Source organism: Streptomyces sp. SD15, assembly GCF_054462255.1.
Genome location: NZ_JBTLMO010000007.1, coordinates 17,282 through 37,226, shown reverse-complemented (window position 1 = coordinate 37,226; position 19,945 = coordinate 17,282). Strand labels below are relative to the sequence as shown.

Annotated in this window: 20 protein-coding genes and 1 riboswitch; of the genes, 10 read left to right on the top strand and 10 right to left on the bottom strand. The window is 69.1% G+C overall.

The genetic code is table 11. The features are described 5' to 3' along the window. The first annotated feature begins 80 nt into the window (after positions 1-80). Positions 81-668, top strand: coding sequence for a hypothetical protein (locus ACX28W_RS09170; protein ID WP_458998265.1), 588 nt, complete (start codon positions 81-83; stop codon positions 666-668). A 10-nt stretch (positions 669-678) separates the two neighbouring features. Here ACX28W_RS09170 and ACX28W_RS09165 read toward each other — a convergent pair whose 3' ends face one another. Together ACX28W_RS09165 and ACX28W_RS09160 are read right to left on the bottom strand one after the other, a co-directional pair. Then, positions 679-2,196: a subtype B tannase gene (locus ACX28W_RS09165; protein ID WP_458998264.1), complete on the bottom strand. Its 1,518-nt coding sequence runs from the start codon at positions 2,194-2,196 to the stop codon at positions 679-681. A 303-nt stretch (positions 2,197-2,499) separates the two neighbouring features. After that, positions 2,500-2,820: a hypothetical protein gene (locus ACX28W_RS09160; RefSeq protein WP_458998263.1), complete on the bottom strand. Its 321-nt coding sequence runs from the start codon at positions 2,818-2,820 to the stop codon at positions 2,500-2,502. 121 nt (positions 2,821-2,941) lie between these two features. Between ACX28W_RS09160 and ACX28W_RS09155 the strand changes: the two genes are divergently transcribed. The 5 genes from ACX28W_RS09155 (at position 2,942) to ACX28W_RS09135 (ending at position 6,440) form a co-directional block, all read left to right on the top strand. Beyond that, the gene (locus ACX28W_RS09155) at positions 2,942-3,781 is read left to right on the top strand and encodes a helix-turn-helix domain-containing protein (protein ID WP_458998262.1); all 840 of its coding nucleotides are present in this window, start codon (positions 2,942-2,944) and stop codon (positions 3,779-3,781) included. Next, positions 3,765-3,974: a DUF397 domain-containing protein gene (locus ACX28W_RS09150; protein ID WP_458998261.1), complete on the top strand. Its 210-nt coding sequence runs from the start codon at positions 3,765-3,767 to the stop codon at positions 3,972-3,974. Before ACX28W_RS09155 ends, ACX28W_RS09150 begins: the two co-directional genes overlap by 17 nt. A 223-nt stretch (positions 3,975-4,197) precedes the next feature. Then, positions 4,198-5,076: a hypothetical protein gene (locus tag ACX28W_RS09145; RefSeq protein ID WP_458998260.1), complete on the top strand. Its 879-nt coding sequence runs from the start codon at positions 4,198-4,200 to the stop codon at positions 5,074-5,076. Then, positions 5,073-5,660, top strand: a complete 588-nt coding sequence (locus tag ACX28W_RS09140) for a Uma2 family endonuclease (RefSeq protein ID WP_458998259.1) — start codon at positions 5,073-5,075, stop codon at positions 5,658-5,660. The genes ACX28W_RS09145 and ACX28W_RS09140 overlap by 4 nt, the downstream gene beginning before the upstream one ends. 105 nt (positions 5,661-5,765) lie before the next feature. Next, positions 5,766-6,440 carry a Uma2 family endonuclease gene (locus ACX28W_RS09135; protein ID WP_458998258.1) on the top strand — a complete coding sequence of 225 codons (675 nt, stop codon included), beginning with the start codon at positions 5,766-5,768 and terminating at the stop codon, positions 6,438-6,440. 49 nt (positions 6,441-6,489) lie between these two features. Here ACX28W_RS09135 and ACX28W_RS09130 read toward each other — a convergent pair whose 3' ends face one another. The 5 genes from ACX28W_RS09130 to thrC all read right to left on the bottom strand — a co-directional run bounded on the left by ACX28W_RS09130 (position 6,490) and on the right by thrC (position 12,184). Continuing rightward, positions 6,490-7,614, bottom strand: coding sequence for an NADH:flavin oxidoreductase (locus ACX28W_RS09130; RefSeq protein WP_458998257.1), 1,125 nt, complete (start codon positions 7,612-7,614; stop codon positions 6,490-6,492). Positions 7,615-7,836: 222 nt separating this feature from the next. Next, positions 7,837-9,459 (bottom strand): chaperonin GroEL, encoded by a 1,623-nt coding sequence (gene groL, locus ACX28W_RS09125; protein WP_458998256.1) that lies wholly within the window; start codon positions 9,457-9,459, stop codon positions 7,837-7,839. Positions 9,460-9,800: 341 nt separating this feature from the next. Beyond that, on the bottom strand, positions 9,801-10,010 hold the full coding sequence (locus ACX28W_RS09120) for a cold-shock protein (protein WP_362067144.1): 210 nt from the start codon (positions 10,008-10,010) through the stop codon (positions 9,801-9,803). 453 nt (positions 10,011-10,463) lie between these two features. Further along, positions 10,464-10,739: a MoaD/ThiS family protein gene (locus ACX28W_RS09115; RefSeq protein ID WP_458998255.1), complete on the bottom strand. Its 276-nt coding sequence runs from the start codon at positions 10,737-10,739 to the stop codon at positions 10,464-10,466. Positions 10,740-10,867: 128 nt separating this feature from the next. After that, positions 10,868-12,184, bottom strand: coding sequence for a threonine synthase (gene thrC / locus ACX28W_RS09110; protein ID WP_458998254.1), 1,317 nt, complete (start codon positions 12,182-12,184; stop codon positions 10,868-10,870). 17 nt (positions 12,185-12,201) lie between these two features. Next, positions 12,202-12,360, bottom strand: a riboswitch (SAM riboswitch). A 157-nt stretch (positions 12,361-12,517) separates the two neighbouring features. Here thrC and ACX28W_RS09105 point away from each other — a divergent pair. Beyond that, the gene (locus ACX28W_RS09105) at positions 12,518-13,462 is read left to right on the top strand and encodes a glucosyl-3-phosphoglycerate synthase (protein ID WP_458998253.1); all 945 of its coding nucleotides are present in this window, start codon (positions 12,518-12,520) and stop codon (positions 13,460-13,462) included. An 86-nt stretch (positions 13,463-13,548) separates the two neighbouring features. Then, positions 13,549-14,937 carry an alpha,alpha-trehalose-phosphate synthase (UDP-forming) gene (locus ACX28W_RS09100; RefSeq protein ID WP_458998252.1) on the top strand — a complete coding sequence of 463 codons (1,389 nt, stop codon included), beginning with the start codon at positions 13,549-13,551 and terminating at the stop codon, positions 14,935-14,937. Positions 14,938-14,974: 37 nt separating this feature from the next. On the opposite strand, the gene otsB is transcribed toward ACX28W_RS09100, so the two are convergent. The 3 genes from otsB to ACX28W_RS09085 all read right to left on the bottom strand — a co-directional run bounded on the left by otsB (position 14,975) and on the right by ACX28W_RS09085 (position 17,609). Continuing rightward, positions 14,975-15,799, bottom strand: a complete 825-nt coding sequence (otsB, locus tag ACX28W_RS09095; RefSeq protein ID WP_458998251.1) for a trehalose-phosphatase — start codon at positions 15,797-15,799, stop codon at positions 14,975-14,977. 284 nt (positions 15,800-16,083) lie between these two features. Beyond that, entirely contained in the window at positions 16,084-16,311 is a 228-nt protein-coding gene (locus ACX28W_RS09090; protein WP_458998250.1) for a DUF3263 domain-containing protein, read from the bottom strand. Between the two features lie 32 nt (positions 16,312-16,343). Then, positions 16,344-17,609, bottom strand: a complete 1,266-nt coding sequence (locus ACX28W_RS09085; RefSeq protein ID WP_458998249.1) for an ABC transporter substrate-binding protein — start codon at positions 17,607-17,609, stop codon at positions 16,344-16,346. A 153-nt stretch (positions 17,610-17,762) separates the two neighbouring features. Between ACX28W_RS09085 and ACX28W_RS09080 the strand changes: the two genes are divergently transcribed. Then, on the top strand, positions 17,763-18,710 hold the full coding sequence (locus tag ACX28W_RS09080) for an ROK family protein (protein ID WP_458998248.1): 948 nt from the start codon (positions 17,763-17,765) through the stop codon (positions 18,708-18,710). Beyond that, a complete protein-coding gene (gene nagA, locus ACX28W_RS09075; RefSeq protein ID WP_458998247.1) occupies positions 18,710-19,855 on the top strand; it encodes an N-acetylglucosamine-6-phosphate deacetylase in 1,146 nt (381 codons plus the stop codon). The genes ACX28W_RS09080 and nagA overlap by 1 nt, the downstream gene beginning before the upstream one ends. Positions 19,856-19,945 lie beyond the last annotated feature (90 nt).

Below are 19,945 nucleotides of genomic sequence, written 5' to 3'. Positions count from 1 at the left end.
GCGTATGCGACGGTAGGGGACGAACACCACACCGCTCGTCGCACCGCCCGTCGCACGGCCCGGAGAAGGGACCATCCCCCGTGAACCACGCACAGCTCACCCACCTCGGCCGAGCCCTGCGCGTCCTCGGCGAGCACGGTGACGCACTGAACGCCGAGACGCCCGACGCGAAGCTGCACGAGGTGAAGGCGGACCTGAAGCGGGCGCTGGACCTGCTGGAGGAGACGGTCACCACGGCGGTCCCGACGACGCGCTGCGCCGAGCATCCGAACGGCCCGGTCGACGAGGGCGCCGCCGACCTCTGCCTGCTCTGCGAGACCCGCCGCCGCGCCGCACGCCGCACCCAGGTCAACGACGCGTACCCGGGAGGCCGCCCGACCGGCCCGGACGAGGCCCCCGAGCGCACGATGTCCCGCTACGGCGTGCGCGGCGACCGCCCCCAGCCCCAGCAGCGCTGGCTCCCCGAGGTGTGGACCGGCCAGACCTGGCAGCTCTGCGGCACCCCCCGCCGCGACCGCCTCGAGGCCGAGCGCTACCTCACCGCCGAGCGCCGCACCCCCCGCCCCGGCATGGCCTACCGCCTGGTCCACGAGTTCACGGACTACGAGGTCCTGCGCATCTGGGGCACCCCGGTAAAGGTCGACATCGAACCGATGGGGAACCTGTAGCCCCAGCCCCCTAGCCCTTGTAGCCCGACACCGTGGCGATCCACTTGATGAAGTCGCCCGGGTCCTGGTCCGCGCCGTGACCGGCGTCCCAGTAGTACGAGGTGTTGACGTCGTCGCCCAGGCTCTTCAGACGGGCGCCGAGGTTGCCCGCGACCGTGAGCGCGGTGTCGCTGTCCTTGGTGCCGAGGCGGATCCACCAGTGCTTCGAACGGTTCCCGTTGACCTTGTCCACGAGGTGGTACATCGGGTTCATCAGGTTGAGCTTCTCGGGGATGTCGCTGTCGAGGCGCGCACTGGCGCCCTCCTCGTGGCGCAGGCTGTACAGCGTGAAGTGCCGCTTCGCGGTGGTCCCCGTACCGAACTCGTTGTTCTCACCGGCGGACAGGTCGAAGGCGTCGAACGCCGGGGTGTTCTTCTTCCGGGCGCCCACGTGGGTGAGGAAGTCGGCCCAGGAGAAGGTCGCCCTGCCGCCGGACCACGTGATGAACGTGTTCGTGGCCAGGTAGGTCGCCCGGTCCGCGTCCGACAGCGCCGCGAGGTACTCGGTGGCCGACGGCTCCAGGTGGGTCGTCACCAGGTACTCGTCGAGGTTGCGCGCCGTGAGGGTGCCGAAGCCCTTCGCCGACAGCTTGAGGGAAGCCAGGTAGTCGCCGTAGGCGGTGCTCAGCTCCTTGGAGACGGTCTGGTCGACCAGCGAGCCGCTGCTCAGCGCGTTGGCGCCCCAGTTCCACTCGTACGCCATGTCGGCGTGCTCGAGGTCGGTGATCGGGCACCAGGCACCGGCGGCGAAGATCGCGTCGCTCGCGTCGGCCGCGCCCAGCTCCTTCAGATAGGAGTCGTAGACCGGGCTGTCGCCGGACGCGCCGAGCAGCGAGGACAGGGCGCCGCCGGCGCTGACTCCCGAGGAGACGATCCGGTTCACGTTGCCCGGGATGCGCCCCTTGTTGGACTTCACGTACCGCACCGCGGCCTTCAGGTCCACGATGGCGGCCGGGGCGGTGCCGTAGTACGTACCGCTGGAGTCGACCAGCGAACGGCCGCGGGCGCCCGGCTCCACGACGACGTACCCGGCGGCGAGCGCCAGCTGCTGACGGCTGAGCGTGCCGGCGGGGCCCATGGCGCCGCCGACTCCGGTGGCGTTCGCCACGGACGACGGCATGTAGCCGCCGACCTGGTTGGCGAAGAGGATGGGGGCGCCCGAGGCGTCGACGGCCGTGCCGTCGATCTTCACGGGGACGCTGACGTTCAGGGACTGATAGGTGGCGTTCACCGGGTTGGCCACGTAGGAGGCCACTTTGTAGAAGTGGTAGACGACCTCGTGGGCGGTGCCCGCGGTGTCCGTGACGCTGATGGTCAGTTCCGTGTAGGCGTCCGGGTCGAAGACCAGGGAGGAGTCCTTGGACGCCGAGGACGACGCCGAGGACGACGCCGAGGAGGTGCGGCTCGCCGCCCGCGCGCTGGAGGCGAACCCGACCGCCGGCACCGCGGCGGCCGCGGTGAGCCCTATGACTACTGCCCTACGCTTCACTTCACGTCTCCTGTCTTCGCGGCTCGTTCATTCAACGACTTCGCACAACGACCCTTCGCCCATCCACAGTGGGACGCGGGCACGGCCCCAAGTGCAACAGCCGTTTCTTAAGACCTCCTTTGTGTCTTCAGTGACAGCACCGGGAACCGGCCACCGCCCTGACCAGGCGCGACCACGGGCGTCCCGCCCCACCCGTCTGCAAACCGAGCCAATCGCCCACAAAATTGTCAGCAATTTTGGCGCGATCTGGCACGCGGGGTGACGGTCGGCCACGGAGGGCCGTTTCCAGGTCTCAGCCGCTTCTCAGCCGCGCCCCAGCGCCCCTCTGTGCAACCTCCCGTCCTGATTGACCTCCCTGACCCGCGCCAGCAGCACCTCACCCGGCGGCGCCTCCGGCGGACGCTCCCGCTCCAACCCGCCCCCGCACGCCCGCAGCACCTCCGCCAACCGCACCGCCGTACGCACGTTGCAGCGCCCCAACGCGACCAGCGCGAACGGCTCGTCGCTCGCACCGGTCACCGGATCGACCCGCAACGACGGCAGCACGACCCCGACGCCCTCCAGGGCCGCCTTCAGTCGCGCCACCACGTCCTCGGTCGACCCCACCCGCTCACTCGGCGTCATTCCCATGGCTCCCGAACCTCCACTCTGAGTGTCACCGTTCACCACACAGAGTGGCCGACACCCCTCTAACCTGGCCAGAGACGGTTGCCCAACAACCCCGTCTGCGTAACAGGGAGTTGCCATGCCAGGTCCGAAGGATCTCGATCCGTCCGCCTCGCCGCGCGCCATGATGGGCGCCGAACTCCGCCACGCCCGCGAGAGAGTCGGCCTCAGCCAGGACGAGCTGGGCCAGCCCCTCTTCGTCAGCGGCTCGTTCATCGGCCAGCTGGAGGCCGGCACGCGGCGCATGCACCTCGAATACGCCCGCCAGATAGACGACATCCTCGGCACGAACGGCTTCTTCGAGCGCAACTGCATGGCCTTGGCCAAGTCCAAGTACCCGGATCACTTCGCGGAGGCGGCGGAGGCGGAGGCGGTCGCTACGACGATCAGGGAGTACGCAGCCCTGTTGATCCCAGGTCTGTTGCAGACGGAGGCGTACGCGAGGGCGGTGTTCCGCGCGTACCAGCCGACCGCGCCGGAGGATGTGATCGACGAGCTGGTGGCGGCCCGGCTGGAGCGCGCGCACCGCCTCGACGATCCAACAACACCGTTGTTGTGGGCGGTCCTGGATGAAGCGGTGCTGCGGCGGAAGGTCGGCGGTGCGGGGGTGATGGCGGAGGCCTTACGACACGTGGCGGCACTGGCCCGGCGGCACCGGATCATCGTTCAGGTGTTGCCGTTCGACGCGGAGGCTCATGCGTCCATGACCGGGGCCCTGACGCTCCTGGACTTCGAAGATGCCCCAGCGCTCGCCTTCATCGAAGGTCCCAGTATGGGACGGCTGGAGGACGCCCCAGCCACAGTCACCCGCCACCAACTCACCTACGATTTGCTCAGGGCCAGCGCACTGGCGCCGCAAGAATCCCTGGCCCTGATCGAATCAGTGGCAGAGGATTACGCGCATGAAGATCAGCCCTGAGTACGACCTGAGCGCGGCCACGTGGCACAAGTCCACCTACAGCGGCGGCGAGGGCGGCAACTGCCTGGAGTTCGCCCCCGACTTCCCCGGCACCCTCGTCCCCGTCCGCGACTCCAAGAACCCCCACGGTCCGAAGCTCGGGTTCCGGGCCGAGGCCTGGACGGCCTTCGTCGAAAACCTCAAGCACAACTGACTCGCAGACGCCCCGGAGCTCAAGCCCCAAGCTCCGAGCCCTCTTTGCAAGGAACGGGAGGAGGGCCTCAACCCGCCCTCCCACCCCGCGTGTTGACTTGACGCAACCGACTTGCCACGGACAGTCACAAGGGCCTAGCGTGCCCGCATAACGAACAACCCCCGCTAGGTGTTGGAGCACCTGCGGGGGTTTGACCTACGAGATCGAATCGAGCCTCGATCCCATGGCTGAAGCCAACTTTAGTGCTACGCCCCGCCCTGCGCACGTCCTCCCCCACCCGATGGCCAATCCGGGATACGGAAAACGCAGCGCACCGGACCAACTCCCCCGCACCAACCACGACTTCGCGCACTTCCCGCCCCGCGAAGCAGCGATCGCCGCGTACATCGACCGCCTCCCCGACGGCGCCGACATCTCCGTGAAAACGCTGGCCAAGGAGCTCCCGTACGGCCAGTGCGCTCTGCGTACGGCCCTCAACAACCTCACCAGTGCGGGCCACTTACGCCGGGGCCGCGAACACCTGGCCGAGTCGGGAAGTCAACGCTGGATCACTCGAACGTGGTTCACCCGGACGGCACGGGACGACGACTGGTGGGCGGCGTTCACGCGGGGCGCCGTACCGCAGGAGTCGCCGGAGCCCCCGCCCAGGCCCACCCGCTCCCGCGCCCACATCCTGCTGGCGGCGCTGGGCCGCACAACTCCTGCCCTCTCCCTGTCCGAGAGGGACTGCGCGGAACTCGCGCCCCTGCTCACGGAGTGGTTCGCGAGAGGCGCCACCGACGAACAGGTACTCCAGTCCCTGACCGGAGGCCTCCCGACCCCCGTCCACAGCCCGGCCGCCCTCATCCGCAACCGCCTGACGACGAAGCTCCCACCTGAACCCGTGCGAGACACCCCACGCCCACCCCTCCGCGTACTGGAGTGCGCGAAGTGCGGAGTCCCGGGCCGTCCCGAGGCCCTGCCGGGCGGCGTCTGCGGCCCCTGCCGGGGCGAGCCCGGACCCTCCCGCCCCGCCACGCCTCTGGCGTCCTCAGCAGTCCGCACCCACGCGGCCGACATCCGTGCCGCAATGACCAATCGCAGACAAGGAAGCCGTACATGACCCAGCCACGCGTTCCCCAAATGCCACTCGATGACTTCGAAGACCTGGCCCGCGGGGCACCCGAAACCGTCTGGCTGGAGTTCATCCGAGGGAAGGTGGAGGTGAAACCGCCGTCGGACGGCAACCACAGCGAAATCCTGGTGTCGCTGCTGAGGCAGTTCGCCTCGAAAGACAGGATGTGGGACCTGTATCCGTACGCCGGGCTGTGTGCGGAAGCCTCGATGCAAGGCCGATATCTGCCCGATGCCATGTTCGTGCGGAGAGACCAACGTCTGGGGCGCCGCCACTGGGCGCGCCCGGACCGCGTCTCGGCGGTCGTGGAGATCATCTTCCACGCCTCGGGCAAGGACCACCGGGACCACGACGCCAAACGCGCTGGCTATGCAGCCGTCGGCATCCCCGTCTGCCTCCTCATCACCCGCGACGACAACACCCTCACCGTCTTCAGCGAGCCGAAGGACGGCCGCTACCAGCAGGCTTTCTCCCACCCCTGGGGAACGACGGTGAAGCTCCCCTCCCCGGTGAACGTCGCTCTGAACACCGAGCGGCTCAAGAACTACGTGGTGCGGAGCACCACGCCCTGACCGGGTGGCCGACCAGCGACGAGAAAGGCAACACCACATATGACCGCTCCAACGGTCCGGAAGCACACAGCCGGGGCACCATGGTGGGAAGGAGGCGAGCCCACCATGACCTTTGGCACCAGGCGCCCGCAGATGTCCCAGGAGGACTTCGAAGAGCTGGCCGGCAAGGCCCCGACGAACGTGCAGCTCGAATTCCTCGATGGGCGGCTGTACGTCAAGGGCGACCACATCGAGGTCGAGGACTTCGAGGAACTCGCCCGCAGGGCCCCTGAGGGCGTCAAGCTCGAACTCATCGACGGAAAGCTAGAGGTCAAGCCGTTGCCGGACAATCGTCACAGGGCCATCGTCATGTGGCTCATTCGGCTGTTCATGCAACTGCGGCCCGAGCTGGCCCTGTATCCCGAGCAAGGCCTCAAGATCGGCACCTATCGCAAAGGGCACGCCAATGCGGACGGCGCGTTGGCGCCGTTGGACCACTTCATTGCGCAGGACGGCGACTGGGCCGCTCCGGAGGGCGTCCTCATGGTCGTCGAAGTCACCTCCCGCGACCGTGACACCGACCGACGCGACCGCATCGACAAGGTCCGCGGTTATGCGGAGGCAGGCATCCCGATCTACCTGCTCATCGACCGGGACATCGACACCCTCGTGGTGCACAACGACCTGAGGAACGGGACGTACCAGCAGCGGCCCTCGTACCCGTTCGGAGCCGTGGTCGAGCTCCCCGCCCCCGTGAACATCACCCTGGAAACCGAGAAGCTCAAGGACTACGCGGACTGAGCCACGGCACAACGCACGGGGCGCCCCCGAAAGGGAGCGCCCCACCCACTCAGCTGAGCGTGCTCAGCGCCTTCGGGTCGTACGCCCCCAGCTCACCGAACCGTCCGTCCAGCACCTTCGCCGCCCACTCCGGGTCCTGGAGCAGGGCGCGGCCCACGGCGACGAGGTCGAACTCGTCGCGCTCCATACGGTCCAGGAGGTTGTCGAGGGCCGCCGCCGGGGCGCCCTCGCCCTGGAAGGCCTTGATGAAGTCGCCGTCGAGGCCGACCGAGCCGACGGTGACGGTGGCCTTGCCCGTCAGCTTCTTCGTCCAGCCCGCCAGGTTCAGGTCCGAGCCGTCGAACTCCGGCTGCCAGTAACGGCGGGTGGAGGCGTGGAAGGCGTCCACGCCGGCCGCGGCGAGCGGGGTCAGGATGGCCTCCAGCTCCTCGGGGGTCTCCGCGAGCCGGGCGTCGTAGTTGTCGGACTTCCACTGCGAGTAGCGGAAGAGGATGGGGAAGTCGGCCGAGACCGAGTCACGTACCGCGGCGACGATCTCGGCGCCGAACTTCGTACGGGCGACCGGGTCACCACCGTACGCGTCCGTGCGCCGGTTGGTGCCCGACCACAGGAACTGGTCGATCAAGTAGCCGTGCGCGCCGTGCAGTTCGACCCCGTCGAAGCCGATGCGCTCGGCGGTGGCCGCGGCCTCGGCGAACGCGGCGATGACATCGTCCAGGTCGGACTGGGTCATCGCCTTGCCCGCACCGGACGTGCCGTCGAGGCGGATGCCCGAGGGGCCGACCGCGGGCGCGTCCGCGAACGGCGGCTGGCCCGCCTCGCGCACCATGCCGATGTGCCACAGCTGCGGCACGATCGTGCCGCCCGCCGCGTGCACGGCGTCGGCGACCTTCGTCCAGCCCGCGAGCTGCTCCGCGCCGTGGAAGCGCGGGATCCTGTCGCTCTGCCCGGCCGAGTCGTGGCCGACGTACGTGCCTTCGGTGACGATGAGGCCGACGCCCGCGGCGGCGCGGCGGGCGTAGTACCCGACCACGTCCTCGCCGGGGACGCCGCCCGGCGAGAACTGCCTGGTCATCGGCGCCATCGCGATCCGGTTCGGGACGGTCAGGCCGTTCAGCGAGACAGGGCGGGACAGTATCTCGGCGGCACGGGAGACGGAGGCGTCGAGCGTCACGTGGGGGCTCCTCGGAGAGGTCGGGTGGACATCGAACTGGCGCAATCGCGCACAGGTACGTGCACGTGCATTAACTGCACTTACAACGACAACCGACCCGTCGGCCATGACATTCCGCCGCTCTCCACCTCCTTCTGTGACCCCGGACACGCCCGAGGGCGGCACCCCCTGGAGTGGGGATGCCGCCCTCGAAACGTAAGGACAGAGCTGATCCGGAAGGGATCAGAAGTCCATGTCACCGCCCGGCATGCCGCCCGGAGCGGCCGCGGCGGCCTTCTCCGGCTTGTCGGCGATGACGGCCTCGGTGGTGAGGAACAGCGCGGCGATGGACGCGGCGTTCTGCAGGGCAGAGCGCGTGACCTTCGCCGGGTCGATGATGCCTTCGGCGATCATGTCGACGTACTCACCGGTCGCGGCGTTCAGGCCGTGGCCGACGGGCAGGTTGCGCACCTTCTCGACGATGACGCCACCCTCGAGACCACCGTTGACGGCGATCTGCTTGAGCGGGGCCTCCAGCGCGAGCTTCACGGCGTTGGCACCGGTCGCCTCGTCACCCGTCAGCTCCAGCTTCTCGAAGACCGAGGAAGCCTGGATGAGGGCCACGCCACCACCGGCGACGATGCCCTCCTCGACGGCCGCCTTCGCGTTGCGAACGGCGTCCTCGATGCGGTGCTTGCGCTCCTTGAGCTCGACCTCGGTGGCGGCACCGGCCTTGATGACGGCCACGCCGCCGGCCAGCTTCGCCAGGCGCTCCTGGAGCTTCTCGCGGTCGTAGTCCGAGTCCGAGTTCTCGATCTCGGCACGGATCTGGTTGACGCGACCGGCGACCTGGTCGGCGGAGCCGGAGCCGTCGACGATCGTGGTCTCGTCCTTGGTGATGACAACCTTGCGGGCGCGGCCCAGCAGGTCCAGACCCGCGTTCTCCAGCTTGAGGCCGACCTCCTCGGAGATGACCTCGCCGCCCGTGAGGATGGCGATGTCGCCGAGCATGGCCTTGCGGCGGTCACCGAAGCCCGGGGCCTTGACGGCGACGGACTTGAAGGTGCCACGGATCTTGTTGACGACCAGCGTCGACAGAGCCTCGCCCTCGACGTCCTCGGCGATGATCAGCAGCGGCTTACCCGACTGCATGACCTTCTCGAGGAGCGGGAGCAGGTCCTTGACGTTGGCGATCTTCGAGTTGGCAATCAGGATGTACGGGTCGTCGAGGACGGCCTCCATACGCTCCATGTCGGTGGCGAAGTACGCCGAGATGTAGCCCTTGTCGAAGCGCATACCCTCGGTGAGCTCCAGCTCCAGACCGAAGGTCTGGGACTCCTCGACGGTGATGACGCCTTCCTTGCCGACCTTGTCCATCGCCTCGGCGATGAGCTCGCCGATCTGGGTGTCGGCGGCGGAGATGGAGGCCGTGGAAGCGATCTGCTCCTTGGTCTCGACATCCTTGGCCTGCTCGAGCAGGGCACCGGAGACGGCCTCGACGGCCTTCTCGATACCGCGCTTGAGGGCCATCGGGTTGGCACCCGCGGCTACGTTGCGCAGGCCCTCGCGGACCAGCGCCTGCGCGAGAACGGTCGCGGTGGTCGTACCGTCACCGGCGACGTCGTCCGTCTTCTTGGCGACTTCCTTGACCAGCTCGGCGCCGATCTTCTCGTACGGGTCCTCGAGCTCGATCTCCTTGGCGATGGAAACACCATCGTTGGTGATCGTGGGGGCGCCCCACTTCTTCTCGAGGACGACGTTGCGGCCCTTGGGGCCAAGGGTGACCTTGACGGCGTCCGCGAGCTGGTTCATGCCGCGCTCGAGGCCTCGCCGCGCCTCCTCGTTGAACGCGATGATCTTGGCCATGTGAAGTGGTCCTCCCGGACTGGGGTGGATTGCTCCGGACCGCGCTGGCGCCCGCGACGGACGGCCTGCATACCTCGTGGTTCCTTGCCCCACTTGGCCTGCGGGCCTCACCCACCCGGTCCTCGTTGTCACTCTCACCTTCAGAGTGCTAACGCCAATGATTAGCACTCGCCCCTGCCGAGTGCAAGCGGCTCCGACCGATCCGCAGGTGAACACGGGGGTGTGCACGGTCGGCCGGCCGGACGGGCAGAGGGGCAGGCAGACGGACAGACCGAAGGGCCCGCACCCCCTGGTGGGGATGCGGGCCCTTCGTCACGTCGAACAGTCAGTCGGCGCGTGCTTCAGCCGGTGGCCGCCAGTCGGACCATGTCCGCCTGCGGCCCTTTCTGGCCCTGCGAGATCTCGAAATCGACCCGCTGACCCTCTTCCAGGGTGCGGTAGCCGTCCATCTGAATCGCGCTGTAGTGGACGAAAACATCCGCACCACCGTCGACCGCGATGAAGCCGTACCCCTTCTCCGCGTTGAACCACTTGACGGTGCCCTGAGCCATGCCTAACTCCCCTATTACTGGCCCTTGCACAGGACCGCACTTCGCGGGCCCGGGTCAGACCTCACCCCCCAACGGTTGGGGGTGTGCGCCGGAACGCGTCGACCGCGGCTGAATGTATCTGTCCAACTGCCCTCTGCAACAGGTCAATCGGACGAGAATTCCGGGCGCGCCTGATCGGAAATATGCGGAGAATTAGCAAGGATTCAGGGCAAGTCGGGCCCCATAAATGCCATAAACGGCTCAAAGAGGTGGGGCACTTTGGCTACTTCTTATCGGGCACCGGCCGGGAAATCACTGAAGCTCATATGCATCCGGCATGGAAAGCGAAGCGGCTTCCCCAACTGTACCGCGCTCAACCATACAGAATTGCCCCCTCCGTTTCTCTCACGGAGGGGGCAATTCGATGAACTCTGCGTGTTCGGAGTTACCGAGGGTAACGATCCGGGCCGGCGATCAGCCTCCGGCGACCGCCGGGATGATCGAGACGCCCGCGCCGTCCGGCGTCGCCGTCTCCAGGCCCTGCTCGAAACGGACGTCGTCGTCGTTCACGTACACGTTGACGAACCGGCGCAGCTTGCCCTGGTCGTCCAGCACGCGTGCGGAGATGCCCGTGTGGTTCTTCTCCAGATCCGCGATGACCTCGCCGAGGGTCCCACCCTCGGCCTTCACCTCGGCTTTGCCGTCGGTGTAGGTGCGCAGGATGGTGGGGATGCGGACGTTGACGCTCATGGGTGATGACCTCCGGTCGAGTACAGCGCCTCGTAAGGGGCGCGGGGCGGTGACATGTGCGGCTCCGCCGCGTGGGCGCGACCAGCCCTCACGGCCCGCAGCGCGAAAAGAACCCTCCTGGCGGAGCCTTACGCGAGCCCAGCCTCACGGAACGACTCCAGGCTGGGACGAATGGTCGCCGTCAACCCCGTCCCCGCCACCGCGTCCAGCGTCTTGAGCCCGTCCCCGGTGTTGAGGACGACGGTCGTCAGCGTCGGGTCGAGAAGACCGTTCTCGATCAGCTTCTTCGCCACACCCACCGTCACTCCACCGGCGGTCTCCGCGAAGATGCCCTCGGTCCGGGCCAGCAGCTTGATCGCGTCGACGACCTGCTCGTCGTTGACGTCCTCCACGGCCCCGCCCGTCCGTCGCGCGATGTCGAGCACGTACGGCCCGTCGGCCGGGTTGCCGATGGCGAGCGACTTGGCGATGGTGTGGGGCTTCTGCGGGCGTACGACGTCGTGGCCGGCCTTGTAGGCGACGGACACCGGCGAGCAGCCCTCGGCCTGCGCACCGAAGATCTTGTACGGCTTGTCCGCGACCAGCCCGAGCTTGATCAGCTCCTGCAAGCCCTTGTCGATCTTCGTCAGCTGCGACCCGGAGGCGATGGGGATCACCAGCTGGTCGGGGAGCTGCCAGCCGAGCTGCTCGCAGATCTCGTACGCGAGCGTCTTCGACCCCTCCGCGTAGTACGGCCGCAGGTTGACGTTGACGAAGCCCCAGCCCTCGCCGGCCGGGTCGCCGATCAGCTCGGAGCAGAAACGGTTCACGTCGTCGTAGTTGCCCTCGATGCCGACGAGCTCACCGCCGTAGATCGCGGCCATGACGACCTTGCCCTGCTCCAGGTCGTGCGGGATGAACACGCAGGAGCGGAAGCCGGCCCGGGCGGCGGCGGCGCCCACCGCACCGGCGAGGTTGCCGGTGGAGGAGCAGGAGAGAGTGGTGAAGTGGAACGCGCGGGCGGCCTCGATGGCCTGGGCGACGACGCGGTCCTTGAAGGAGTGCGTCGGGTTGCCGGAGTCGTCCTTGACGAAGAGCTTGCCGGGGTCGACGCCCAACTCGCGGGCCAGGTTGTCGGCCTTGACGAGCTTGGTCCAGCCCGGGTTGATGTTCGGCTTCTCGGCGACGTCCGCGGGGACGGGCAGCAGCGGCGCGTAGCGCCAGATGTTCGCGGGGCCCGCTTCGATGCGCTTGCGGAGCTCCTCGGTGTCGTAGGCCGAGAAGTCGTACGCGATCTCGAGCGGGCCGAAACACTCCTCGCAGGCGAAAACCGGGCCGAGCGGCACACGGTGACCGCACTCGCGGCAGGAAAGCGCGGCGGCGGGTCCGAGATCGACACCGTCTACGCTGTTCGTAGTGCTTTCGGTGGCGCTTGCGGTGGTGCTTGCGACGGTCTGCGCAGCCATGGAGGCGAGGCCCTTTCTCCTCATCTTCCTCACGACGCACTTCGCCGTGAGACGGATTTGGCACCTTCCCGAGCCGGGAGCCTCGCGACGACGACGTAGTCGGTGGTCGTACGAGACCGGCTGGAGGGTTGCCGGGGCTTCAACGGGCCGTATCCCTCTGCCCCTCTGGATGAGCGGTATTCGGTTGTGTGCGGACGATCTACGCAATGCGATGGTCATCCGCGTTGTTCAAGACTGTAACCGAAGGCCAGGACAGTTGAGATAGTCGTCCGAACCGCGAGATGGATCACACCGTGAGACACCGGGTGATCAGACAGTGAGGAGCCGCAGACTGTGCTGAAGGAAGTCGAGCGCTGGCTGAGCACACGCTCCTGGTCCGTAACCGATCGCCCGCTCCACCAGCTCATGGCCGCGAAACGCACCACAGGGTCGACGGTCAGTGTCGTACTGCCCGCGCTCAACGAGGAGGAGACGGTCGGCGAGATCGTCGCCGTCATCCGCCACGACCTGATGCAGCAGGTGCCCCTCGTCGACGAGATCGTCGTCATCGACTCGGGCTCGACGGATCGCACCTCGGAGGTGGCCGCCGCGGCGGGCGCGCGAGTCGTGCACCGGGACGAGATCCTGCCGCGCATCCCGACCGCGCCCGGCAAGGGCGAGGTCCTCTGGCGGTCACTCCTGGTGACCAGCGGGGACATCGTCTGCTTCATCGACGCCGATCTGAAGGAGTTCTCGTCGGACTTCGTCTCCGGGATCGTGGGGCCGCTGCTCACCGAGCCCGGCGTGGACCTCGTCAAGGCGATGTACGACAGACCGCTGGGCTCCGCCGCCGGTCAGGGCGGCCGCGTCACGGAACTCATGGCCCGCCCCCTGCTCAACATGCACTGGCCGCAACTGGCCGGCTTCGTCCAGCCGCTCGGCGGGGAGTACGCGGCCCGCCGCTCCCTCCTCGAACAGCTCCCCTTCCCCGTCGGGTACGGCGTCGAGCTGGGCATGCTCATCGACGCACTGCACCTGGTGGGCCTGGACGCGCTCGCCCAGGTCGACGTGGGAGTGCGCAAGCACCGGCACCAGGACGGGCAGGCGCTGGGCCGCATGTCCGCCGCGATCTACCGCACGGCACAGCTCCGGCTGGCCCGCGGACACCTCATCCGACCGGCCCTCACCCAGTTCGAACGGGGCGAGGACGGTTTCGAGCCGCGCACGCACTCGGTGGACACGGAGGAAAGGCCTCCGATGGCGGAAATCTCCGAGTACGTAAAAAGGCGGGCCGCGTAAAAGCGCCCCCTTGGGCACCGCCCCGCAGATCGCATACGGCCAAAAGGAACGTTTGAGCGTTTCCGTGCCGGGCTAGGTTTGGTGGCATGGCCTCAACGCACGGCACCCATCGAATCCTCGTCGCCTCCAACCGCGGCCCGGTCTCGTACGAGGTGCGAGAGGACGGCTCGCTCCACGCCCGGCGCGGCGGGGGCGGGCTGGTCTCGGGCCTGTCGGCGATCGGGCCGGACGCGGGCGCCCTGTGGGTGTGCTCCGCGCTCGGCGACGGCGACCGCGAGGCGGTCCGGCGTGGGATCGGCGAGGTCGGTGTGCGGATGCTGGACATCGACGCCGGCGTGCACGCGGACGCGTACAACGGCATCGCGAACTCCGTGCTGTGGTTCGTCCACCACATGCTCTACCAGACGCCGCTGGAGCCGGTCTTCGACGTGGAGTTCCGGCGCCAGTGGGCGGCGTACGAGGCGTACAACCGGGCGTTCGCCGAGGCGCTGGCCGACGCGGCGGTCGACGGGGCCGTGGTGGTCGTACAGGACTACCACCTGACCCTCGTCCCCGGAATGCTCCGCGAACTCCGCCCCGACCTGCGGATCGGCCATTTCTCCCACACCCCCTGGGCGCCGGTCGACTACTTCCGGATGCTGCCCGACGACATCGCCGAGCAGGTGCTGCGCGGCATGCTCGGCGCGGACCGGCTGGGCTTCCTGACGCACCGCTGGGCGGACGCGTTCACGGCGTGCGCCACCGAGCTCGTCGGCGGCCTCGGTGACACCCGGATCGGCGTGCACGGGCTCGGCGCGGACGCGGACTTCCTGCGGAAGCGGTCGCACGAGGCGGACGTCGCCGAACGGATGGTCACGCTGCGTGAGCAGATCGGGGCGGGCCGGAAGACGATCGTGCGGGTCGACCGGACCGAGCTGTCGAAGAACATCGTGCGGGGCCTGCTGGCGTACCGACAGCTGCTCGACGACCAGCCGACCTGGCGCGAGCGCGTCGTCCACGTGGCCTTCGCATACCCGTCCCGCCAGGATCTCGCCGTGTACCGGGACTACACGGCCGAGGTGCAGCGTCTGGCGACCGAGATCAACTCCCGGTACGGAACACCGGACTGGACCCCCGTCGTGCTCCACGTCAAGGATGACTTCGCCCGCTCCCTGGCCGCGTACCGGCTGGCCGACGTCGCCCTCGTCAACCCCATCCGGGACGGCATGAACCTCGTCGCCAAGGAGATGCCGGTCGTCTCCGACGAGGGGTGCGTGCTGGTGCTGTCCCGGGAGGCGGGGGCGTACGAGGAGCTGGGCGAGGACGCGATCGGGGTGAACCCGTACGACGTGGTCGGCACGGCGGCCGCGCTGCACGCGGCGCTGACGATGTCGGCGGAGGAGCGGGCCGAGCGCACGAAACGGCTTGCCGCCGCGGCTACGGCGTTGCCTCCGGCGCAGTGGTTTCTTGAGCAGTTGCGGGAGTTGGAGGGCTGAGAGGGCCGGCTGTCGGGTGCGGGCCGGTGGGGGCTTGTCACTCCAGCCTTGTCGCCAGTGCGCTGAGTAGGCGTACGACTCCTGCCGGGCCGTCGACCACCAGGTCCGCTCGGTCTGCCAGCTCGGCGACCTCGGAGCTGCCGCTGCATACCAGGAGGCCCGGGACGCCGTCGGAGCGGAGTTTGTCGACGGCGGCGAAGGCGGGGAGATCGCCGAGGTCGTCGCCGGCGTAGAGGACGGCTTCGGCGCCGACCTCGCGGACGTACTCCAAGAGGGCGACGCCCTTGTCCATGCCCGGGGGACGGAGTTCGAGGACCATCCGACCGGGTTCGACGATCAGGCCGTGTCGGGTGGCGAGGTCGGTGAGCGGCTCGCGCAGGGCCTCGAACGCGGCCTGCGGATCCGTCGCGCGGCGCGTGTGGACGGCGACCGCGCGCCCCTTCTCCTCGATCCAGGTGCCCTGCCAGGCGCCGATCCGGTCCAGGAACCCGGGCAGCTCGGCGCGGACGGCGGAGACGCCGGGGTGTGGGGCGGGGGCGTTGACGGTGCTGCTCACCGCGTCCCAGCGTTCGGCGCCGTAATGGCCGAGGACGACGAGGTGCTCCAGCCCCGGCACGCCCGCGAAGCCGCCGTGGCGGACCGCGACGCCGGCCGGGCGGCCGGTGACGACGGCGACGGAGGCGACCTTCGGGGCGAGGGCCGCGAGGGCGGGGACCGCGTCGGGGTGGGCGCGGGCCTGCTCCGGGTCGGGGACGATCGGGGCGAGCGTTCCGTCGAAGTCGAGGGCGATCACTGCGCGGTCGGGCCGCGCGAGAATGGCGTCGAGACCGTCACGCCCGGCGGCCGTCGCCGGCGTAGGCATCGGCAATGAGTCCGTGGAGGAGTCCGTGACTTCCGGGGGTTCCGAATGGCTGCCCATACGGCGACCTTATCCGGCCGAGGGCAGGCGCACCCACGGCTCATCGAGCCATACGTGGTCCGCCCCCGCCGCCCCTACCCTCCCCCAAGCTCTCGAGCGAAGCCGAGAGCTTGGGGGAGTTTGAGGACGAGGCCGTCCAGGCCGAAGCGGGGGTCTGGGGGCGGCAGCCCCCAGAGATGGGACGGGTAGGGGCGGCGGGGGCGAAAACCCCTCGGCTGCGGCACCCGTCACCGCTCGCCCCGCCGGGCCTCCCGCACCCGCCGCAGCCGATTCACCGTCACCGGATCATGGACGAGGGCCCGCGGATCGTCGAGGAGGGCGTTGAGCAGCTGGTAGTAGCGCACGGGAGCCAGCCCCAGCTGCTCCCGTATCGCCCGCTCCTTGGCACCGGGGCCGGCAAAGCCCCGGCGCTCCAGGGCCAGGATCCCCTGCTCCCGCGCGCTCAGCTCGTCCATGGACAGCACCGTAACTGCCGCCACCGACAGTGCTACTCCGAGGCGTCCCGGATCGTCGCCGCGCGCTGAAGGCTGCCGAGGACGCTGGACGGACTGCCGCCCGAGGAGACCGCCTTGCCGATCTGATTCTTGATGTCGGCGCTGACGGACGCCCAGGAGGTCTTGCCGACCGGGTAGAACTGGGAGGAGGGGAGCTCTTCGAGGAACGGGGCCAAGTCCTTGTCGTCCTCGTCGGCGGCCATGGCCTCGGACGCCGAATTGGTGACCGGCAGCAGGTCGTACTCGTGGGAGAAGGCGAGCACGTTCTTCTCGGAGTAGACGAAGTCGAGGAAGTCGCCGATCTGCTCACCGTGGCCGTTCTTCTTGAAGGCCATCATCCAGTCGGCGACACCCAGCGTGGCGCCGGTACTGCCGTTGGCGCCGGGCATCGGCACCATGCCGAACTTCACGCCCTTCTCGGCGGCCGTCTTCATCAGCGTGGGGTGCCCGTTCAGCATCCCGACCTCGCCGCGCGTGAACGCGGCGAACGCGGCGGCGCGATTGAGCTTCGCAGGCGCGACGGGTCCGGTGAGGCCCTTGTCGACCAGTTCGTCCTTGATCCAGGTGAGGGTGCTGACGTTCCGGTCGGAGTCGAGGCTGTAGGTGCCGACGTCGTCGGTGTAGCCGTCGCCGCCGCTCAGCAGCCACTGCATGGTCTCCGCCTGCGCCTCCTCGGGCCCCAAGGGCAGCGCGTACGGGATCTCGACGCCCTCGGCCTTGAGCGTTTCGGCGTCGGCGGCGAGCTCGCTCCAGCTCTGCGGCGGGGTGAGGCCGGCCTGCGAGAAGAGCTTCTTGTTGTAGAAGAGCAGCCGCGTGGAGGCGGCGAACGGCATGCCGTACTGCACCCGGTTCATCTGCCCGGCCTCGGTGAGCTGCGACATGAAGTCGGCCTGGACGGGTATGGAGAGCACGTCGTCGACCCTGTAGAGCTGGCCCTTGGCCGCGTAGTCGGCGTACGCGCCGATCTGCGCCATGTCGGGGGCCTTGCCCGCCGCGACCATCTCCTTGACCTTGCGGTCGACGTCGGTCCAGGAGTAGACGCTGACCTCGACCTTGACCCCCGGGTGGTCGGCCTCGTACTCCTTGACCAGTTCGTCCCAGTACTTCTGGGAGCTGTTGGCCTTGGAGTCGCCGTAGTCGGCGGCCACGAGCTTGAGAGTCACGTCCCCGGAATCGCCGGATCCGCCGCAGCCCGCGAGGGCCGCCGTCATACCCAAGGCGGACGCCACCGCGATCAGTCCTGTCCTACGCCGCTGCACTGCTCTTTCTCCCAACCCCTGCACATTGACTCCACATTGGCTTCACACTCTTTGCTTCCGCACCCGTTGCATCTGTCTCGGCATGCGGATGCAAGGTCTACACCACCCGAGTGGACTAGACCTCTCCTGGGGTAAGGGGCGAGACTGTCCCCCGTGAGACATGTCATCGCCCTCGATGTGGGCGGCACCGGGATGAAGGCCGCCTTGGTCGGGGCCGGGGGCGAGCTGCTCCACCAGGCCCGCCGCGCCACCGGCCGAGAGCGCGGTCCCGACGCCGTGGTCGACGCGATCCTCGACTTCGCGGCCGAGCTGCGCGGGTACGGCGAGCTGCACCTCGGCGAGCCCGCGGCGGCGGCCGGAGTCGCCGTCCCCGGCATCGTCGACGCCGGCCGCGGCATCGCGGTGTACTCCGCCAACCTCGGCTGGCGCGACGTCCCGATGCGCCGACTGCTGGGCGACCGGCTGGGCGGGGTACCGGTGGCGCTCGGGCACGACGTGCGCACCGGCGGACTGGCGGAAGGCCGGGTCGGCGCGGGGCAGGGCGCCGACCGCTTCCTTTTCATCGCCCTCGGCACCGGCATCGCGGGCGCGATCGGCATCGACGGCGGCGTCGAGGCGGGCGCGCACGGCTTCGCGGGCGAGATCGGCCACATCGTCGTACGCCCCGGAGGCACCCCGTGTCCGTGCGAGCAGCACGGCTGCCTGGAGCGGTACGCGTCCGCGGCGGCCGTCAGCGAGGCCTGGGCCCGGGTGTCCGGGGATCCGGCCGCGGACGGGGCGGACTGCGCGGAGGCGGTCGAGTCCGGGGACCCCCGCGCACAGGACGTCTGGCGGGACGCCGTCGACGCGCTCGCCGACGGGCTCGTCACCGCGCTCACCCTGCTGGATCCGCGCACCCTGATCATCGGCGGCGGCCTGGCCGAGGCCGGGGAAACCTTGTTCACGCCGCTGCGGGACGCCGTCCGGCGGCGCATCACTTTCCAGAAGCTGCCGTCGATCGTCCCGGCAGCCCTCGGCGACACCGCCGGATGTCTCGGCGCCGGGCTGCTGGCCTGGGATCTCCTGACCACGACCGATCACCCCTCGGAGGTAACCACTTGATGGCCACTAGCAAGGTTCTCGCCGGTGCCCGGGTGGTGCTGCCCACGGGGATCGTGGACGGCGGCCGAGTGATCGTCGAGGGTGCGCGGATCGCCGCCACCGCTCCCGAGAACGCCCAGGTCATCGACGTACGAAACCACTGGCTGGTCCCCGGCTTCGTCGATCTGCACAACCACGGCGGCGGCGGCGCGTCCTTCACCTCCGGGACCGTCGACGAGGTCCTGAAGGGCATCCACACCCACCGGCTGCACGGCACCACCACCCTCGTCGCCTCGACCGTGACCGGTGACATGGACGGGCTGGCCCAGCGCGCCGGGCTGCTGAGCGAGCTGGCCGAGCAGGGCGACATCGCCGGGATCCACTTCGAGGGCCCGTTCATCTCGCCGTGTCGCAAGGGCGCGCACTCCGAGGAGCTGCTGCGCGACCCGGACCCGGCGGAGGTCCGCAAGCTGATCGACGCGGCACGCGGCCGGGCCACGATGGTCACGCTCGCCACCGAACTGCCCGGCGGCATCGACTCCGTACGCCTGCTGGCCGAGCACGGGGTGATCGCGGCGATCGGGCACACGGACGCGACGTACGAGCAGACGCGGGAGGCGATCGACGCGGGCGCGACCGTGGCGACGCATCTGTTCAACGCGATGCCCACGCTCGGACACCGCGCCCCCGGCCCGATCGCCGCCCTCCTGGAGGACGACCGGATCACCGTCGAGCTGATCAACGACGGCACGCATCTGCACCCCGCCGCCCTCCAGCTGGCGTTCCATCATGCGGGCGCGGACCGGGTGGCGTTCATCACCGACGCCATGGACGCGGCCGGCTTCGGCGACGGCCGCTATCTGCTCGGCCCGCTGGAGGTCGAGGTCAGCGACGGTGTGGCGCGGCTGGTGGAGGGCGGCTCGATCGCGGGCTCCACGCTCACGCTGGACCGGGCCTTCCAGCGGGCGGTGACGGTCGACCGGCTGCCGGTCGAGGACGTCGTCGCGGCCCTGTCCGCCAACCCGGCCCGCCTGCTGGGCCGGTACGACAGGGTGGGCTCCCTGGAGCCGGGCAAGGACGCCGACCTGGTGATCCTGGACACCGACTTCGCGCTCAAGGGCGTGATGCGGCGGGGCGAATGGGTGGTTGACCCACAACTGGGGTGATTCGCCCACTCGTTGGCGAGCGCGTGACGTACGGCGGTTGGCCCGGGGGACTGGGCCGACCGCCGTTGTCTTTGGCATGATCGGGCCTCC

Coding starts and splice junctions, on each gene's coding strand:
- ACX28W_RS09140 (WP_458998259.1), top strand. CDS start 5,073: ATGACCCAGCCACGCGTTCCCCAAATGCCACTCGATGACTTCGAAGAC.
- groL (WP_458998256.1), bottom strand. CDS start 9,459: ATGGCCAAGATCATCGCGTTCAACGAGGAGGCGCGGCGAGGCCTCGAG.
- ACX28W_RS09150 (WP_458998261.1), top strand. CDS start 3,765: ATGAAGATCAGCCCTGAGTACGACCTGAGCGCGGCCACGTGGCACAAG.
- ACX28W_RS09145 (WP_458998260.1), top strand. CDS start 4,198: ATGGCTGAAGCCAACTTTAGTGCTACGCCCCGCCCTGCGCACGTCCTC.
- nagA (WP_458998247.1), top strand. CDS start 18,710: ATGGCCACTAGCAAGGTTCTCGCCGGTGCCCGGGTGGTGCTGCCCACG.
- ACX28W_RS09120 (WP_362067144.1), bottom strand. CDS start 10,010: ATGGCTCAGGGCACCGTCAAGTGGTTCAACGCGGAGAAGGGGTACGGC.
- ACX28W_RS09135 (WP_458998258.1), top strand. CDS start 5,766: ATGACCTTTGGCACCAGGCGCCCGCAGATGTCCCAGGAGGACTTCGAA.
- ACX28W_RS09115 (WP_458998255.1), bottom strand. CDS start 10,739: ATGAGCGTCAACGTCCGCATCCCCACCATCCTGCGCACCTACACCGAC.
- ACX28W_RS09090 (WP_458998250.1), bottom strand. CDS start 16,311: ATGGACGAGCTGAGCGCGCGGGAGCAGGGGATCCTGGCCCTGGAGCGC.
- thrC (WP_458998254.1), bottom strand. CDS start 12,184: ATGGCTGCGCAGACCGTCGCAAGCACCACCGCAAGCGCCACCGAAAGC.
- ACX28W_RS09100 (WP_458998252.1), top strand. CDS start 13,549: ATGGCCTCAACGCACGGCACCCATCGAATCCTCGTCGCCTCCAACCGC.
- ACX28W_RS09155 (WP_458998262.1), top strand. CDS start 2,942: ATGCCAGGTCCGAAGGATCTCGATCCGTCCGCCTCGCCGCGCGCCATG.
- otsB (WP_458998251.1), bottom strand. CDS start 15,799: ATGCCTACGCCGGCGACGGCCGCCGGGCGTGACGGTCTCGACGCCATT.
- ACX28W_RS09160 (WP_458998263.1), bottom strand. CDS start 2,820: ATGACGCCGAGTGAGCGGGTGGGGTCGACCGAGGACGTGGTGGCGCGA.